The 18143-nt window shown below is 34.0% G+C and carries 16 protein-coding genes; 6 read left to right on the top strand and 10 right to left on the bottom strand.

The window, feature by feature from the left end; translation table 11 throughout:
* Positions 1–115 precede the first annotated feature (115 nt).
* Complete coding sequence (locus tag AXG55_RS00470) at positions 116–775, top strand: hypothetical protein (protein WP_148696192.1); 660 nt, start codon at positions 116–118, stop codon at positions 773–775.
* A 13-nt stretch (positions 776–788) separates the two neighbouring features.
* Here AXG55_RS00470 and AXG55_RS00465 read toward each other — a convergent pair whose 3' ends face one another.
* The 8 genes from AXG55_RS00465 to AXG55_RS00430 all read right to left on the bottom strand — a co-directional run bounded on the left by AXG55_RS00465 (position 789) and on the right by AXG55_RS00430 (position 9070).
* Positions 789–1883, bottom strand: a complete 1095-nt coding sequence (locus AXG55_RS00465; RefSeq protein ID WP_148696191.1) for a hypothetical protein — start codon at positions 1881–1883, stop codon at positions 789–791.
* 99 nt (positions 1884–1982) lie between these two features.
* The gene (coaE, locus tag AXG55_RS00460) at positions 1983–2594 is read right to left on the bottom strand and encodes a dephospho-CoA kinase (protein ID WP_148696190.1); all 612 of its coding nucleotides are present in this window, start codon (positions 2592–2594) and stop codon (positions 1983–1985) included.
* Positions 2595–2599: 5 nt separating this feature from the next.
* Positions 2600–3622, bottom strand: a complete 1023-nt coding sequence (locus tag AXG55_RS00455) for a hypothetical protein (RefSeq protein WP_148696189.1) — start codon at positions 3620–3622, stop codon at positions 2600–2602.
* 234 nt (positions 3623–3856) lie between these two features.
* The gene (era, locus tag AXG55_RS00450) at positions 3857–4819 is read right to left on the bottom strand and encodes a GTPase Era (RefSeq protein WP_148696188.1); all 963 of its coding nucleotides are present in this window, start codon (positions 4817–4819) and stop codon (positions 3857–3859) included.
* Positions 4816–5643 carry a ribonuclease III family protein gene (locus tag AXG55_RS00445; RefSeq protein WP_148696187.1) on the bottom strand — a complete coding sequence of 276 codons (828 nt, stop codon included), beginning with the start codon at positions 5641–5643 and terminating at the stop codon, positions 4816–4818. The genes era and AXG55_RS00445 overlap by 4 nt, the downstream gene beginning before the upstream one ends.
* Entirely contained in the window at positions 5643–6737 is a 1095-nt protein-coding gene (gene mnmA, locus AXG55_RS00440) for a tRNA 2-thiouridine(34) synthase MnmA (protein WP_148696186.1), read from the bottom strand. Before mnmA ends, AXG55_RS00445 begins: the two co-directional genes overlap by 1 nt.
* A gap of 3 nt (positions 6738–6740) precedes the next feature.
* A complete protein-coding gene (locus AXG55_RS00435; protein WP_148696185.1) occupies positions 6741–7223 on the bottom strand; it encodes a hypothetical protein in 483 nt (160 codons plus the stop codon).
* 8 nt (positions 7224–7231) lie between these two features.
* On the bottom strand, positions 7232–9070 hold the full coding sequence (locus AXG55_RS00430) for a DUF6178 family protein (protein WP_148696184.1): 1839 nt from the start codon (positions 9068–9070) through the stop codon (positions 7232–7234).
* 165 nt (positions 9071–9235) lie between these two features.
* Between AXG55_RS00430 and AXG55_RS00425 the strand changes: the two genes are divergently transcribed.
* Positions 9236–10177 (top strand): MBL fold metallo-hydrolase, encoded by a 942-nt coding sequence (locus AXG55_RS00425; protein ID WP_148696183.1) that lies wholly within the window; start codon positions 9236–9238, stop codon positions 10175–10177.
* A gap of 83 nt (positions 10178–10260) precedes the next feature.
* Positions 10261–12189, top strand: coding sequence for a 3'-5' exonuclease (locus AXG55_RS00420; RefSeq protein ID WP_148696182.1), 1929 nt, complete (start codon positions 10261–10263; stop codon positions 12187–12189).
* On the opposite strand, the gene AXG55_RS00415 is transcribed toward AXG55_RS00420, so the two are convergent.
* On the bottom strand, positions 12186–12659 hold the full coding sequence (locus AXG55_RS00415; RefSeq protein ID WP_148696181.1) for a hypothetical protein: 474 nt from the start codon (positions 12657–12659) through the stop codon (positions 12186–12188). The two genes, AXG55_RS00420 and AXG55_RS00415, sit on opposite strands and share 4 nt — an antisense overlap.
* Before the next feature lie 220 nt (positions 12660–12879).
* On the opposite strand from AXG55_RS00415, the gene AXG55_RS00410 reads away from it, so the two are divergent.
* On the top strand, positions 12880–13944 hold the full coding sequence (locus AXG55_RS00410) for a SurA N-terminal domain-containing protein (protein ID WP_148696180.1): 1065 nt from the start codon (positions 12880–12882) through the stop codon (positions 13942–13944).
* A 102-nt stretch (positions 13945–14046) separates the two neighbouring features.
* Complete coding sequence (locus AXG55_RS00405) at positions 14047–14793, top strand: substrate-binding periplasmic protein (protein WP_148696179.1); 747 nt, start codon at positions 14047–14049, stop codon at positions 14791–14793.
* 1 nt (position 14794) lies between these two features.
* On the opposite strand, the gene AXG55_RS00400 is transcribed toward AXG55_RS00405, so the two are convergent.
* Entirely contained in the window at positions 14795–15895 is a 1101-nt protein-coding gene (locus AXG55_RS00400) for a tetratricopeptide repeat protein (protein WP_148696178.1), read from the bottom strand.
* Between the two features lie 296 nt (positions 15896–16191).
* On the opposite strand from AXG55_RS00400, the gene AXG55_RS00395 reads away from it, so the two are divergent.
* Positions 16192–18138 carry a hypothetical protein gene (locus tag AXG55_RS00395; protein WP_148696177.1) on the top strand — a complete coding sequence of 649 codons (1947 nt, stop codon included), beginning with the start codon at positions 16192–16194 and terminating at the stop codon, positions 18136–18138.
* Positions 18139–18143 lie beyond the last annotated feature (5 nt).

The raw sequence follows: 18143 nt of genomic DNA, 5'->3' as shown, positions 1-18143 counted from the left end.
AAATAAAATAATAAATTATTGGTTATCTTAAAAACTTGAATAATTTTTTGTAAAAATAAATACTCTTTCGATAATCTTAAAACCTGTCAAATAAGACCCTTTTAGGAGATCTCTTATGAAATATCTTATGCTGATTATTTTTTCTTCGATCATTTTTTTAAACGCATATGGTCAAATTGAAAATTGCGATAGCTTATTAAAAAAGGATCGATTCGAATGTCTAAGTAAACAGTTAAAATTATTTATGCTGGAAACAAATCGTAAAATTGCAACTCTTGAACAAGCTATTAAAGTTGAACAAGAGCAAAAATTACTTGAAGGGAATTATAATACAGTAATTCATCAACTCCCTTCTAAAGATAATATAAAAATCCAATCTGGAAACTATTTTCCTATTATTAGCCAAATGTCACCAGCTGAAGATATTGCTTCAATCACTGTAGAAAAAGCAATGTACACACAAATAGAAAATAAAATTCATGTTACGGCACGATTTAAAATAAATGGAACTAAAAGAAAATGGAGCCCACAAAATCCATATATTTCTTTTTTAATGTCACTTCCCGTTCCTCTCCAAAAAAATGTTTTTGAAAGAACTGAAAACTTAATTGGCACAGGTTCATCTATGATTTTAGACTGGCTTCATGGTGAAATTGGACTTATGGTTAACGCCGAAACGGGCACTTCATTAGCACGAATAAACGGTTCTATTCATATGAATCATTTTAAAGAAAATTATTCAAATATTTCTTTTATGTATGATATTAAAGAATAAATATATAAAAATATCAACCACCTGCTGGTTCTTGATTTTCATTCCCTTTAATGTTGTCCGTATCCACTTTTTCACGTGAAATAATTTTCCAAGTAGATAAAATCACAACCAACATAAAAATAACAAATAAAATATAAAATAAAGAATTAACAAATACAGATAAAGTTAAACAAATAAATCCTAATGTTCCTGCAATAAACATATTTGTCATCACTTTATCTGATGAGTTTAGTGGTAATTCGGCATCAAGAACTGCTTTTGTATAACCTTGTACTAAAAGACGCCGTTCTCTTGCCGTCGTAAAAAATTTAAACATGCTTTTAGGCGCAAAGGAATAGCGAATATACCAGAAAGGGATGTGCACCACATGCAATCCAACAACCTCTATCTCCGTACGATGCTCATACAAGGTACCCACTTTTGTTTTCGTCATACGTCTATGGTATTCGTTTATTTGATCTTTTGCTCTAGAAACAGCCGAAGATTCTTTTGTTTGTATACTTGCCACTGCGATATCAGTTGCTTGTTCATATTTAAAAGGAAGTTTTGACTCGTAAATGGGCTTTACCCCTTCATCAGGAGCACCCATTGTTTCGTCTAGAGGGAAGCCCTCCCAATCTACCATGACCGTTTCACGCGGATGGTGCAGTCTTTCCATTCCCCAATGCTCTTTTGGTGATTTTCTTGCCAAAATAGCCCATCGATAGCGTCTACTGAAGCGTCCTTCTTCCTTTAAAAAGCCCGAAGCTAAATCTCTCACACGGCCTGGATATAAATTTTTCTTCGCACTGTGGCCACTCCAAAAGGTGTGAGCTTCAACAGAAACAACCCAATAAGGTAACATCACTCCATATGACCCTAAAATAGTAAACTCACTTTTTATACTTGAGGGATTGTGATAGCGTTTTGTTATCCATTCTTCAAAAATTTCATCAACATTTTGTTTTTGAATATTAGAAGGAATTATATAGTGATCGCCAATTAAATCTTTTGCTCCTTCGTCAGGATCTATTATAAAACCTGCAGAGCAAAAGGGACATAAATGAATATAATCATCAGGGCTATATTCAAATGAAGCTTGGCAGGCGGCACAAGAAACTTCAAACATTTTTAAAAATCCTTTTAAAAAAATTAAATTCTTATAAAAAGGATACAAAAATGCATGACAATATTGAAGTCACAGTTACATATTGTATGTGTCAATGTTTTATGGGGAAGAAAATTTTTCACTTAAATAAAGAATCAATTTTTCTGCACTTTTTTCAAGTAAATCAAGAGAAGCTGAATTATCAATAACATAATCCGCATGGGAAATTTTTTCACTGTCAGACATTTGCGTAGCCATAATTTTTCTCGCTTCGGCTTCTGGCAAATTTCTCTTTTCACTTAAGCGCCTGAGTTTCACATTCTCATCTGCAACAACGACAACACAAAAATCAAAAAAAGATTTTCTTCCTTTTTCAAGTATTAAAGAAGCTTCATAAAAAACCCAAGCTGTAGACGCTACTTTAAGCAGTTCTCTATATTTTGAATTAAAAAGATCGTGAATTGCCGGATGAATAATTTTTTCAAGCGATTTTTTTAATTTCGCATTTGCAAAAATTTGAGACCTTACTAATTCACGATTTAATTGACCATCGCCAATAAATACTGAGTTCCCAAAAATTGCTTTTATTCTAGCTTGAACTTCTGGGAAAAATAAAACTTCTCTAGAAAAAACATCTGCATCCCAAACACAGTAACCCTTTTGAGCAAGAATTTTGGCGAGAGATGATTTCCCAGATCCAATGCCACCAGTAATAGCTATTTTCTTTGACATATTATTTAACGTTTATTGGTATCTCGTTGTTGTCTGTAATTATTACCCGTTTGCTGTGAATTTGAAGATTGATCTTCATAAAACCTTTGTGAGTTTTGATAATTAGGCCGTGAATTAAAACGTTGCTGCTGCGTATTATTATTATTGTTATTATTGTTATTATTATTCACGTTATTATTATATTGGTTTCGAAATCCATTTTGATTATTATTATTATTTGTTTGTCTTGGATTATTGCTATTATGTTGTTGATAATTTCTATTGTTCACAGAGTTACGATTCATCATCTGCTGTGGATGCTGTGTCGTATTATTTCTTTGTTGAAATCCAAATCTATTTCTATTTTGAAGATTATTGGGTTGTTGCCTATTGTTGTTCATCATATGATGACTTAAGTGGGGTTGCGGAGCAGCTTGTGTACCATCAGAATGCACATAACCTGTTCTGGTCATCAAGTGACTTGGAGCAGGGCGCATTTGATCTTCAAACACACGTTTCGCAACACCTTCGGCAACAAGTTCAACTAATAAATCTTCAACGGCAATACCTTCCATCTTAGACATCTGCCGTAGTTGATTCATAAGTGACCAAGAAAAGCTTAAGGCCACATTATTTTGTGAAAAATCTCTCACTTCAGAAGAGTGATGTTCCTCTTCTTCAACATATTCTTCTTCATAATTTTCAGCAAATTGTTGAGTTTGTTCTTCTGTTTCGAATGCTTGTTCGGGAGCAGAATCCCAATTTAATTCAGAATTGCTTTCATTTTCATCTACGATTGCTTCTTCATCTACAGAGGTTAATGACACAACATTCTCCACTTCTTTAATAGGGTCATGATGAGATTCTATTTCAGAGGAAACAGACGCTGGAATAAATTCATTTTTATCTGAAATTTCGGACACAACAGCTTTTAATTTTGGGGGACGCCCCCTTCCTCGTTTCACAGGCGTGCCTTCCGCAGTCGCATTTTTAGAAGACTCTTCAAAAAGTGACAAAGAAATAGACCTACGAGAGTGAAAATAAATCACGACGATACTCCAATATAAAGTAACAATAATAAACAATATTTAATAAATTAGTTTTACAGGCAGATTCTCAATATAAAAAATCCTATGCAATTAAATAGAAACTTGGACGTAAAGAAGGAGAGAGTGTCTCACTTCTATTATAATCCCATAATAAATTCCACAAAACAAGTATCTCAAACGTAACTTGCAAGGAAAAACTTGCCTATTATGCTAGTGAACATTATTGAAAAATAATTATTTTGAATCACTAGGTTCTTGCAAATCAGCAAATTCTGAAAGCATATTTATATTTTCGGTCCATCCGGGCTTTACTTTAACAAAAAGCTCTAAAAACACTTTTTTATCAAGATGTTTTTCGAGTGAAATTCTTGCCTCAGTCCCAATGCTTTTTAAGCGAGAACCTCGTTTTCCGATAACAATTCCTTTTTGGGAATCACGATCGACAATAACCGTTGCCGAAATATTTGTTACATTATTTTTATGCTCAAATAAATCAATAACAACAGCTATTTTGTATGGCAATTCCTGACCAAGCTGACGGAATATTTGTTCACGGATAATTTCCGCACAAACAAAGCGTTGTGGTCTGTCAGTGAGATCATCTTCACCATACAGCCACTCACCTTGAGGCATTTGGGATAAAATAAATTGTCTTATTGAAGTGATTTCTTCAGGCCTTTTAGAGGAAATAAGCTGGGGCTGATCTCCAATAAGTTGACATTTTAACTCACCCGACGCCTTAATTCCTTCAAAAAGGTCTTGGAATCGATTTAATATATTTAGCCTTCCTTGCTCTACTTCCTCTATCTTAACCTTATCTGTCTTAGTTGCAAGGAGGAGAAGCTTATTCTCGAACTTTTTTAAAATCGATTCTAGCCAAAGAGCATCCTCATTTGACCAGCCTTGAGTGACATCAATTAAATAACAAACTAAATCAGCATCACTCAGCACACTCCAAGCAACTTTATTCATAACTTGGTTCATTTTTGGCAATCCCTGAGTTTTATGTATCCCAGGAGTGTCCAATAAAAGAGCTTGGCTATCCGCTTCCGTAAAGACGCCTAATATTTTATTTCGAGTTGTTTGTGGTTTATTGCTGACAACAGCCAGCTTTGTGCCTAATACGGCATTTAGAAAGGTACTTTTACCTGCATTTGGCCTACCGAGTAGAGCCACATATCCGCATTTTTTTATCATTTTTCCCTTCCAAAAAAACTAATTATCATATCTTTTGTTAACTTTCCTGATTCTATTTTTTCTACTATGAGTTCAGCTACTTTTTTACTAGCTTCTCGTTTGCTGGCGGCAGAAGCTCTGCCAATTTCCGTATTTCCTATAAAAGCGGCAACAATAAAAAATGTTTCCTGCGGAGTGCCTTCAGTCCCAATTGTCCTGTAAACAGGGGGAACTCCAATAATTCCTTGCGTCCACTGCTGAAGCTTACTTTTCGAATCAAATTTTAAAAGTATATCTTGACCCGTTTTCAGATCATCTGAAAAAACTTTGAGCAGCCACATATGTGCTTTTTCTTCGCCGGCGTCAAGAAGCAAAGCTGCGGTAACAGCCTCAAAAGCATCGGCCAACACGTTGTCGCGTCTTTGAGGATTTGAATTCATTTCTGCTTTACCTACAAGCAAACAGTCTCCTATACCCAAATCCCTACTTTTTAAAGCTAAATTTTCGGTACCCACCAAAGCAGCGCGTAAACGGGATAAATCACCTTCTTGCAATGTTTTATGCTCAATCATAGCCTCTGAGGCGATGAAGAAACTTAAAAATGCGTCACCTAAAAACTCGAGTCTTTCATTAGAATAAATACCTGATTTATCTGTAGGCCAATAAACTAATGAAGAACGATGGACTAAAGAAATAGCTGCTAATTTTTTATCGAGATATCTATGTTCTTGAATTTCACCAAGTTTATCAATATTTGCTTCAATTTGCGGAAATACGCGACTTAATTTAGCAAAGTTTAAATCTCGAAATTGAGTTCTCAAAAGTGTGAGTCGTTTTTCCAACATTAGAGGAAGACCTTATCAATAAATCCACCCCCGACAACTTCATTATCACAATATAAAACGGCTATTTGTCCTGGTGTTACAGATTTTTGAGGCGTTTTAAACCTTAAAGATACAAAATCCCCATTTTTTTCTAAAGTTGCTTGACATGGAGCGGAGCGGTAGCGAATTTTAACTTCAAAATCGATGTCGTTTCCAAAATCTCGCACCATATGAAACTTTTTAAAGGAAAATCCAGAGCGATACAGATACTTTTCTTCACCAGCGAACACTGTCCCTGTTTCAGAATCAATACGAGTTACATATAAGGGATTTGCAAAAGAAACTTTTAATCCTTTCCTTTGCCCAACAGTAAACTGATGAATACCATCATGCACTCCTAGCAATTGTCCTTCTTCATGTCGAATGTCTCCTTTAATAAGATCGGAGTCTTGAACACGATTAGAAATGAATTTTGCATAATCGTTATTTGGAATAAAACAGATTTCCATACTTTCTTTTTTTGCCGCATTCACCAAACCATACTTTTCTGCGATAACACGCACCTCTGGTTTTGATAAATTACCCACCGGAAATAAAACTTTTTCAAGGCGTTCTTGAGTAAGTGAGTATAAAAAGTAACTTTGATCTTTTTGTGAATCATTGCCTTTTAACAATTTATAATGCCCGTAAATTTCATTAAAATGAATTTGAGCGTAGTGCCCCGTAGCAACAAAATCACAACCAAGTCTTTGCGCACGATCGAGAAGATGATCAAATTTTAAAAATGTATTACATGCAACACAAGGATTTGGCGTACGCCCTTTTAAATATTCATCGGTAAAATAATCGACCACATTTTCTTTAAAATCGTCTTGGTAATCAAAGACGTAAAATGGAATTCCTAATTTATGTGCAACAAGCCTAGCATCGGCAACATCATCAAGGCTACAACAAGTGTCAAACTTACTATTGGGATCGCAACTGGATTCATTTTGTGAATAATCCCATAATTGCATTGTCACACCTATGACTTCATAGCCCTGTTCCACGAGCAGAGCCGCAGCAACGGAACTATCGACACCACCTGACATGGCTACTAAAACTCTTTTTTTCATGTGCTAAGTCTCTGAAGAAATAGATTGAATATCGTATTCACCATGTCCATGTTTTTGTAAAAAATCATCGGCTGAAGCCTCTAATTGAAGATTTCGAACAAATCCTCTTATATAAAAAGAAATGCCCTCAAATTCGTGTTTACTCCAATCGAGAGGAATAAATATATTTCTTTCTTCTAAGAAATAACTAGACCAATATAAATCAAGATAATCCATGATTGTTACGGCAATTTCAGACTCTTTTATTTTTTCTGTTGTTTCTTTTACAAAAACACATTCAATAGGATAATATAAGCTTTTATCATTTCTTAATAAAGAAACACGAATTTGAATTTGCGTTTGTGTTACGCCTGCTTCAATTTCAAATGTTTCATTATCAAGATAAACCATATGCTTTTTAAGTAAAATCTTTTGAATATTCAAAAGTTCATCTTGTGTCCAAATAGGATCTACTTTTTCAATAGAAATGTATGTCAATTTTTGCATATATTAATTTACTCTACCAATAAGTTATAATGAAAATTATGAATAAAAGCTTTTGCTTTCTCTATTTCATTAAGAGTCTCAAAAGGTTTAAAAGTTGTCGTAACTTTCATCGCTCCACTTATTTTTTCATCGAAAAGAAGCTCTGAACACATGGGAACCCTACCAAACAATGATTCAAGTACCAAGAATAATGCCGTAGGAAGCTCCGATTCCACGGAACTGAGCCAGGCACTCATATCAGGATATCTTTGATTTTCAACAAGTTTATCCAAAGAGATCGTTAAAGAAGAAGCATCGCTCAAGTTTATTTTGCGCATCGACTTTAATTTGTTTTTATAATTAGGATGATTTAAATCAAGTTTTACAATCTCTTTTGCTAAGTCCAGCTGTAAAGAAATTAAAATGTTCCATCCTAGTTGAAATAAATATTCTGGTCCTAGTTGCTGAATACATAAAACAGCTTGCTCAACTTCATCAACTTTTGCTTCTAAATTCAAGCCGTATTCATGAGGACTTAATAAACAAATTTCCAATCCTATATTTAATATACCACGAACCACAGAAAGGGAACGCGCTAAAGAATCATTATCAATCGAATTCATTATTCCTGAAACAAAGACATTAGATAATCTGGCCACCCGGTCTTTTAAGTAAACTGCTTCTGTTAAATTTGTTTGAGCCAGTTCGCAAAATGCTTGCTCAATAAGAAGATTTTGTTTATTTATTTTTCTTGTGTTTACTAATTCAGTACGCATTAATAAATTATTGCAGAGTTGAATAATATTTTCTGCAGACTCAGAAATAAAGTCTTCATCTTCATAAAAATAAGAAGGATCAATATTTTGCGAACCTGTAATTTGCTTTAATTTCTCACTACCTAAAGCAAGCTGCATATAGCGCACACCTTCTTCTGGTTCTAAAGAGCTTAAAAAATGCACGATATTATCAAATAAATCGGGATTATTTGTATCACTTTGAGAAATAGCAGCGGTTTGCTTAGAAGGATATTTTTCATATGCTTCTCTCCGTTTCTCCTCTAATTCCTTTGCTTCCTTTATGGATTTAACTAAGGACTCAATTTTTTTCGGAGCCAGTATTTTTAAGGCATCTTCTCTAGAGACAAAGCCCTGATCTGCTAAACGCGCTGCTTTCCAGCGCACACCAAAATCGAGAGACTCTTGACGCACGAGCATAGCGGCATGCGCAAAAACAGAGGCTGCAATGCGGACATTATTTTGATAAAGAGCATCGACAAAGGGCTTTAAAAGCTCAAAGGCTTCTTCATTTTCATCGCGCATTCTTAAATAAAATTTATTATCTGCTGTTTTCCACCAGTTTTCTGTCATATCTTCAGTGACTTGAGATACTCCCTCAGGAATAATTTCAAATAATTTTGAAAAAATTAAGACGATGGTTTCTTCTTCCAATTCAATCATGCGATGAACGGCAAAGTCAGCACCTATTTCCATCCAAATACGCAGCCAAGAAAGAAATTTATTTGTTGAAATATCATTTGTTTGCAGTTCAAATGAATGCTCCCAAATGTCAAAATCAAATATTTTCTGCAGTTGCTCTCCGCGAACCCATTCAATCACCTCTATGGAGTCTTCCATGCCATGAGACATAATGCTTCGATAAAGCAGATGGGCGGGCGCTACTTGGGCTAAAAATGGCAATAAAGGCTGTGCTGTAAGCCAGTCTATATCCAAAAGCGCAGGAGCCAAAGCCGTCTCCGTTGAGGGCTTCCAAGGAATATGATTTCCTGAAGAAAGTTCTTCCCTTTTAGGGGTCGGACTCACTTCGGGCATATTTTGAGATAAATTTTTTGGCATGCGAAGTATAAACATTTTTAACCAACTCCTTGACCTAAATACCTAGAAACAGGCAGTCTTATATTGAGAGTATTCAAATATAAAGCGGATATCACATCTGTACAGAAGGACGGAAAGCCTAGGTACCAACTTCAAACAGTCTGCCCTAGCATGTAATATTGGATTGCGGAAGGAGAATTTGTGGTCCCAGTCCCGAATAGGGTCAAATCTCAAAAAAAACAAAATAAGTCAATAATTGAAGGAGCTTCTAAAATCGAACAATTTGTTACTTTTTGGGGTGTCCGAGGAACCATTCCTATTCCTAATGAAAACATGCTAAAATACGGAGGAAATACCTCGTGTGTTGAAGTCCTTGCTATCGCTTCTGAAAAAAATAATTCAATTATATTAGATGCCGGCACGGGAATTATACAATGTGCCGAGAACGCACTATTACGCGGAGACAGGATTTTTCACCTTTTTTTAACGCATATGCACTATGACCATATCATAGGTCTTACAAAATTCATCCCTTTTTTTAGACAAGATTGTGAAATTCACATTTATGGGCAGGCTAAATTTGGGAATTCTTTAAAAGAAATATTGCAAAAATTTTTTAGCGCCCCTTTTTTTCCAATAGAATTTTTCCAACTCCCTGCTTTAAAAAACATATTTTTTCATGAATTAAACTCTTTAAAAATCATACAAATAGAAAATATTAAAATAGAAATTCAATCTTTAAACCACCCCCAAGAAGCCCTTGCCTACAAAATTTGGAGCCCCGATGGCAAAAGTAACATCGTTTATGCAACCGATCATGAACATGGCACTCATAAAGATGTTGAACTTGAAAAGTTCATAAGAGGTTGTGACTTGTTTATTTATGATTCCACATACTCAGACAGCAATTACAAAAATTATATTGGCTGGGGACATTCTACAGCCAAAGCGGGAGCAACTATCGCCAAAAATGGCGAGGTAAAATATTACGCCATATTTCATCATGAACCGGAAAGCTCAGATGAGTACTTAGAAACAAAAATTTTACAAGAAGCACAGTCCGTTTTTAAAAACAGTTTTCTCGCGGCAGAGTACCAAACCATTAACATCAGTGAGCTAAATGCGTTATTGACGGACAAGTGATATTATGGGAGAGAATAGGGTTTGGGCTACGTCATGCTTTTGAAAGCGATTCCCATTCTTTTAATTCTCTGGAATGATACCAAATGACATTTCAAAATAAGAACAACCGTTCCTTTAAGCCTGCATATAAGACACTACGTAAAGAACCATCACTTCCTTCAGAAATGATGGCAAATCCCAATCGTCCACAATGGCTCAATCTTTTACCATCACAAATGGACATTGTTTTTTTTGATTTAGAAACAACCGGGGGCAACCCACAAAACAGCTCTATTATTGAGATTGGTGCCATTAAATATACAAATGGCAAAGAAGTGAGCCGCTTTGAGACTTTAGTCAATCCACAGAGACATATACCTAGCGTTGTGCAAAAAATTACCAAGATCAATAATGAAATGGTAGTGAATGCGCCAACGATTCAAGAAGTTTTCGATGAATTCATGAAATTTATTGGCAATTCTATTTTGGTTGCACATGGCGCACAAGGCGATATTGCTTATTTATCGCACCATATGAAAGAATTTAAAAACGAAGATTTTAAAAATTTCTTTTTTTGTACTCATTTATTAGTTTCAAATATTCTTCCTGAGACGCCTTCTAAAACATTATCAGGAGTTGCAGAATTTTTTGATATTCCTGTTATTGACGCACATAACGCTCTTGCTGATGCGGAAATGACAACTCATATTTTTTGGAAAATTTTGGATGTTTGTGAAAAAAATGGCATTAAAACATGCGATGATATTTTAAAACTGCAATCTGATGCAGAAACCATTCGAAAATTAGGACCGGGAATAAATCCTGCAGTTGTTGATAATTTTCCTGGCACTCCCGGGCTATTATTTGTATTAAATTCACACCATGAAATTTCATATTTAACAGCAACACCAAGTATAAGAAAATCTTTACAGCAGTTAACAGAAATTGGCATGGATAGAGAAATGAATCGCATTATTGTCGATGCTTCAGGCTTTAAATTTGAACGCTGCAGCAGTTTACTCGATGCCTTAATGCAAGAAAAAAGAGAATTAAAAAGAATTTCTCTTTCCATTGATCCCCGTAAAAGTCAAAGTCGCAGTGAAAATTTTTTACAAATATTTATTCCTGATGACATGCTCGACTATGCACGTGCTTTTCCCGAAAAAGTTCCTTTTTTTATTCCACAGCATGGCGAACTTCATCTTTTAGAGTCAGAAGAAGATGACACATATATAAGTGAAAATAAAGAAAACTCTAACCTCTACGTTACCTTTGGTGAGCAGGATGATACCGTTATTCCAATTACAAGAACGAGACGCATAAATAATATTTCACGTTCTGAGAAATTTAAAATTTCACGACGCCGTGACGATGATATGACTACCTGTATTCGAATAGGTCACTTAAAAGAGGGAGTCGGTTACTGTTTTGGACCTTTTTTACAGCCAAAAAGTGCCTTAAATGAAATTCAGGAGATTGTAACTCATTTTCCTTTTGAGCATAATACTTTTACTATGCAAGAGCGTTTTGCTCATTTACGCGTTATTATATCCTTATTAAATGGAAACATTAATGATGAAATAATAAGCTTAGAAAAATCAAATAAAAAAATTAAAGCAATTAAAAACTTTTCAAAATGGTTAAGAAGCTTAAATCTTTTAAGAGAAATCAAGCATATTACAGAATCAATTGGCATTAACTTCCAAAAACAAATTCCCAAATCAGGGCTTTGCTTAATATCAAATAATGATTTTAAAGAGTTTGATATCGCCATTGTTGCTAGAGGAAGAGTTGTTAAAAAGACTCGATTGCCTTTTGAGCAAAGCGAAAGATTAAAAAGCTCCCGTTACTTTACACGACTTTTTGAAAACTATATTGAAGAAATTATCTCCCCACTTGCACCTATTGTTTTTACAGATGATATTTGTTCCGACATGGAGTTATTTTCATACTGGTTGCATAACAAAAAAGGTGAAGGAGAATGGGTTGATTTTACAGAGCTAGAAGGATTATTTAATACATCTATTCTTTAGATTTTCTCATTATTTCTTCTTTTTCTATCTATTTTTTTGAACTCATGTTTGTATAATAAGTCATTTTTATAATGCAGCGCCCTTTCAGTTTCGAGCTCTAATAAATATTTATCAAAAGAGGCTTTTCTAAGGTAATTTAAATACTTAACATGTTCTTTTATTTTTAATCCTATTAAAAATAAATTATCTAAATAGTCTCTTTCAAAGCTTATTCTGTTTAATTCTTTTTCATGAGCCTTTTTTAAAACTTCTTTAAAAGCCATTTTATCTTTAATTTTTTTGTCTAAAGCTTTTCTATACATGATATCTTTATTTACCATATATTCATTAATTCTATCGTGTTCTCTAGTCTCGACAAGTTTATCAAAATGTCTATCATCTCTTCTACGTCTTGCCATAGCATACTGGTGCTGAAGCTCCGCAAATCTTTCCCACGTATATGATAGAGGCGAAAAAACATTAACTCTCATAAATAACTCCTACATTAATTTATCGGAGTTATTTTTTAATATTGTTAAATATCCATATAAATAGTTATTTTAAAAGGACTTTTTAAAATAATATTAAGCATTAATAGCACCTTTTTAGAACAATATTAAGTTCCTTTGCATTTCTGTAAGTAATGGTTTAAATAAAATTCGGAGTTATTCCTGGTTCCTGTTGAAGTAGGATATTATTTCGGAGTTATCGATGAACATTAAAAAGATTGAAATTTTTACGGCTATTGTATGCTCTTTTTCCCTGTTTTCAGCATGCACAACATCAAAAAAGAATGATATTCACCCCAATTCTTCGCAAATAATAACCTCTCTCGCCCCCACAACGCCGTTTGATGCAAACACATTAGACGGAGTGCTTGCCACAATCGCCGATCAAGTCATTCTATTAAGTGACTTACAACAGGCCATTTTTATTTCTACAAATGGACAAACAAGACTTTCACCAAATGGAAGACTTTATGGCGGAAATCTCGTTCCTCAACAAGCAAGCCAAATCATGGAATCGATTATCAATCAAAAAGTATTACAAGTTAAAGCCATTGAACTCGGCCTTGATGTCAGTGAAGATGATCTCTCAAAACAGATTGATAATTTCTTAAAACAACGTGGATTTTCAGAAGAGGAATTACAAAACCAGCTTGCAAAAAGCGGTAAATCAATGAAAGAATATCGTCAGGAATTCAAAAATGAAGTTCTGAAGCAAGAACTTATTGGGCGCGTGATCAGCTCTCTTGTAAGCGTCAGTGATGACGAAGTAAAAAGTTTTTATCTGCAGCAAACAGGCAGCATTAAACAAGTCAGTTCTGTAAAACTCAGAAGTCTTCTCATTAAAATTCCTGAAAATGAACAAACCGACCCTTTGAACTCTGAACTCATCAAAATAATATCTAAAAAAATTGAGGACGGGGAAAGCTTTATTAAACTTGTAAAAGAATATTCTATGGCCTCTGACGCGACACAAACGGAAGGTATTCTACCTCCACGCCCCGTTGCAGAATTGCCCGCACCCATTCGCGAAAAAATATCCAATCTGAGCATGAATCAAGTGGTTGGTCCTTTTATTTTAGGAAGCTCTGTTTTTTATTTTCAATATCTAGGTGCGACGTTTAGCGAAGACAGCGACTTATTAAAGAACTTTGGTCACTGGAAATCCAAATTACAAGATATTAAATTCAATGAAAGGCTTTCAGAGTATCTCCTTTCGGAACGTAAAAAACTGAAAGCAAATATAAGACCCTTTCAATTTAGTCATTAATTGATATTTTATAAATAAATCATTTCAATTTTCTGACTAAATATAGCAATTCTTCAATTTAACAATTATAATAATAAAAATAAATTTTTAACTGGAGTAGCTATGACTTTTTTTAAAAAATACCAAAAATGTATTTTATTTGTTATTTTATTAATTTCATATCAAAAAATTTTCGGTATTGAACCGCTCAAAATTGTCACAGGAAATGATTTTTTACCTTACACAGATGAAAAATTAAAAAATGGAGGTCTGTTTACCTCCATTTACACCACAATTTTAAAAAAAATTAAAATTCCTTATACCATTGAATTTCTTCCGTGGGCAAGAGGGTATGAAATGCTTAAACATGAAAAATTTGATGTTTCCTTTCCTTATGCACCCACCAAAGAAAGGGCGTCTGAGGTCAAATACTCCAAAATAAGTCTAACCAGTTCTGATATATATATTTATTCAAACTCAAATTATCGCAATACTAAAAACGCATATGATTTTAGAAATGGGACTTACTGTGGAGCAGTAGGCTATTATATTGAAGACGTTTTTTTAAATATGATTAATAAAAACGAACTTAAAAAAATGAGTCAATTTGACGAAAAATCTTGCTTATTAGCTGTCATAAATAATGACGCCAGTTTATTTGTTACAAATGAAAATCAAATGAAAGAATATAAAAAGCAAAAAATATCTAACTTTGACAGAATCATTCGAATTGGAAAACCCCTGAAAAAAATGGAATTATATGCTATTTACAACAAAAAAATTGATGATAAAATAATTAAAATGATAGATAATGAAGCAGCGCGTTTTTTAAATACAAATGAATACAGAAAATTAATTAACTCTTACTAATTTATCCTGCTTTTCTTTCTTGGTACAAATTTTCAGACTCAATAACATTTTCTGGATGCATATTCATAAGATTCATATCAGTTTGTGAAGTTATATTATATAAATCACGCAATGAATTTAATTCCGCATTAATACCTTGCAAAGAAAAGCCTAAACGACTTAAAATATGATAGCTCTTTTCTAAATGATTCAATGCAATTTTTTGCAATTCTGCATCAAATTCCTTCTCTATCACTTTCTTTAGAGTTGATCCCATCAAATAATGAAAATCGTAATCCGTATCTAAAAATAAGTCACTTTTTAAAGTAAGCAAACTTATAGCTTTGACATATTCTTCCACTTCTACATAACATTGAGCCATAGCTAATATAGCATTTGAATTATTTGGATTGTCTTTTATTAGCTGAGCTAATACTCTAATTGCTTCATTCCAATCCTTTTCATCTATGGCAATAAGTGACGCCACTAAATAAGGCTCTTGAGCAAATGGAAATTTTTCATGAATAGCATTATATGTACCTGTCATTTCCTGTAACAAATCATTTTCAGACTGTGCTCTTAAATAATTTCTCCAACTAAAATAGCTCGATTTTTTTTCTGAGCATACCTTTTTGAGCAACATCATACCTTGTTTATTTAAATCTGATTTTTTTAAGCTTGCCAAATACAAACCACAAGCTTCAAATGCAAATCTATTTTCAACACCTTTACATTTATTCAAATATAGATAAATTTTTCGTGATGATCTATGGCAAGAGGCAAAATGAAATGCAATTAATGCCAGTGACAAAAAAACAGGATGAAAATCACGCATTTTAATTAAATGCTTGCCCAAAGAAATCAAAGACTTTGAATCAAATGTTTCTTTAAGTGCACAAATCCAAATATGATAAAAATCAGCTCTATCAAAATTTTTACTTAAATGCAGAACGGCTCTTGAAGATAAATTTATCACCTGCTCCCAGTTTTCATGCGAGGCATAAACCTCAAGGAGTTTGATTAAGCTTGAGCATGATTTAGGAGAGGGATTGATTTCTCTCCAAAAAGAATTTGAATCAATTTCAAGCTTCGGAATGGAATAAACAAGTTTTCCATTGAACATACAAACCTCCTGCGGTTTATAAAAATCTTTAATGCTTTACATCATTCGGTAGGCTATTTTAAGAATTGAATTTGATGAGAAAATAAATCGACTGAATGAAAAAAAGTCTTAGTAAAATTCTACCTATATGACTTATATTTATTTTTAAAAAAAAATTATTTAAAGATAATTTAATTAACTGACAAAATTGACGTTGAAAAATTGACGCTCCTATTTTTCTTTTTATAAATGCAACTGCTTTAATATTTTAGTCTGCTTTTTTATTTTTTTTTTTCTGACCATTTACTGGAGAACCTATGAGTAATAATTTCATAAAGACTGAAAATATGTTTGAGGGTGAGAAAGAAATTGAATTTGAAAAACTCTCAGAAGAAAAAGATAAAAATTATAGCACCTTTTCAACGCCCGCATTTATAGAAGATCTCAATGGTGAATTACAACAAGAATTAAATAAACAATGGAATTTAAATGCAAATGCATTTACAGAACAATCTATTACGGGAAATCCCTGGAATCAAGGACACACCGATGAAGAGGGAAACTTTGTTCCTGCTTCACTTCAAAATTACTATTATAATTTAAGTATAACAGACATTCCTAAAGGCACACCTGCTATTTCGGTTTCTTGGGAAGCTTTTCCACACAGAATTTTATATTATCTTGGCGATAATAAACCATCCACAAATGATTATAAATTAAATCAACAACAACTTTTAGAATTAGCAGATACTGGCTTTTGCCAAGATAAAGGAACAACAATTACTTTTAAAGATATCCCTACTAAACTTTGCCCCACACCTGATTGGAAGGGTGATCTGCAAAAATATGGTCCTTACGGACCCAGGGGATGGCAAGACGAGTATTGCGAATGGAGCGTGACAAGAAACTCTGAAAATAAAATCACTCGTGTTGATTTTGTATGTGAAAATCCAGAATATTGGTACACATTATGGCGCGTCAGCCCTCAAGCAGTTGCACAAAAATATCAAGAGACATTAAATTATGGCTTGCCAGATAATAGTGCTTATTTAATCCAAGTCAACGTTGAGGATCTCTATTTAAAAGATCCTGCGACTGGAAAAAATGTCATAGATCCCTTTACTCAAAAACCAGCTTACAATCCTTTAAATAAATGGAATTCGGGGCCATATTCTCTTCGTGGTAACAACTCTTCTGGCGGCGCTATGCATTTAACAAGTTCGCCAAATACCTTACAGACCGAAGTGGGATTAGCCGGCGCGGCTACGGTGCAAAGAAACATAGGAAATATAAATCCACAAACATTGATTTGCTGCAGCCAATATGGACAATCTTACCGCAATAGTGACCCTTTTATTGGACAATCTGTCAATCAAGTGGTTGAAGGACCTCCTTCCTCACGTGTTTCCTTAGCAAATCCTATTGGCTTATATATTCAAATGCCAAATTTTAGCAATTATCAGTTATTTGATGATCCCAAACTCCCTACAAATGCAAAAGTTTCAGATTGCTGGCACATCATTCGTGGTCATGAAATTTTAATTGACCCCGTTACCAACAGTCCTTTTGTGGGCAACTTTATATTACACGCGGCATTTCAAATACCTGAATCTTGGATAAAGGCAGGGGTCACGAAAACAGTGAGTGACATTAAAATAACTGCAAATGGAATCACATCACCGCTTCAATGGGCTGGTCAAATAGCACAAACATTTCATGTCGGGTTATTTGCACGCGCATTAACAGAAGAAGAATTGGAGCCTGTAAGTTGCTGCGTTAGCTTAAACAACCCCACTTCAGACAAGAATTTACCCGCAGCACAAGCTCAACCCATACAAATGATGTATGAAAACTTATGGCAAGCCTATTATAATACAAAAGTAACAAATCCTGTTGGATTTCCCATGTCACTAGCGACAAATTCGGTCATCGTTCCCGTTCCCGTGAGGCAAGGGGATCAGAATTTAAGAATAGTTTTGATATGTAGCACTGCTGTTACAGGAGAAAATAATTCACTTCCTAAAGTGAAAGCATCGCATCCTAGTATTCAAATTACAGTTGAGAAAACTTCAGGATTGCAAGAAGTCACCTATGCACCTCCGGGAAACTCCTATCCCGATACATATAATTTATTAACATTAATTGTTAATATAGATAAAAATACTCCTACAGGAATTTACGGAATACAAGTTGAAAATCCAGGAAATAATATGCCTGAAGATACAGTTGCACCTGGGTTTATCAATGTCTTTCCAAAGTTATAAAGAAT

The sequence above is a fragment of the Silvanigrella aquatica genome, from assembly GCF_001907975.1.
Taxonomy (GTDB): Bacteria; Bdellovibrionota_B; Oligoflexia; order Silvanigrellales; family Silvanigrellaceae; genus Silvanigrella; species Silvanigrella aquatica.
The sequence above is the reverse complement of the archived record's forward strand: the minus strand, read 5'-3'. Positions and strand labels throughout refer to the sequence as shown.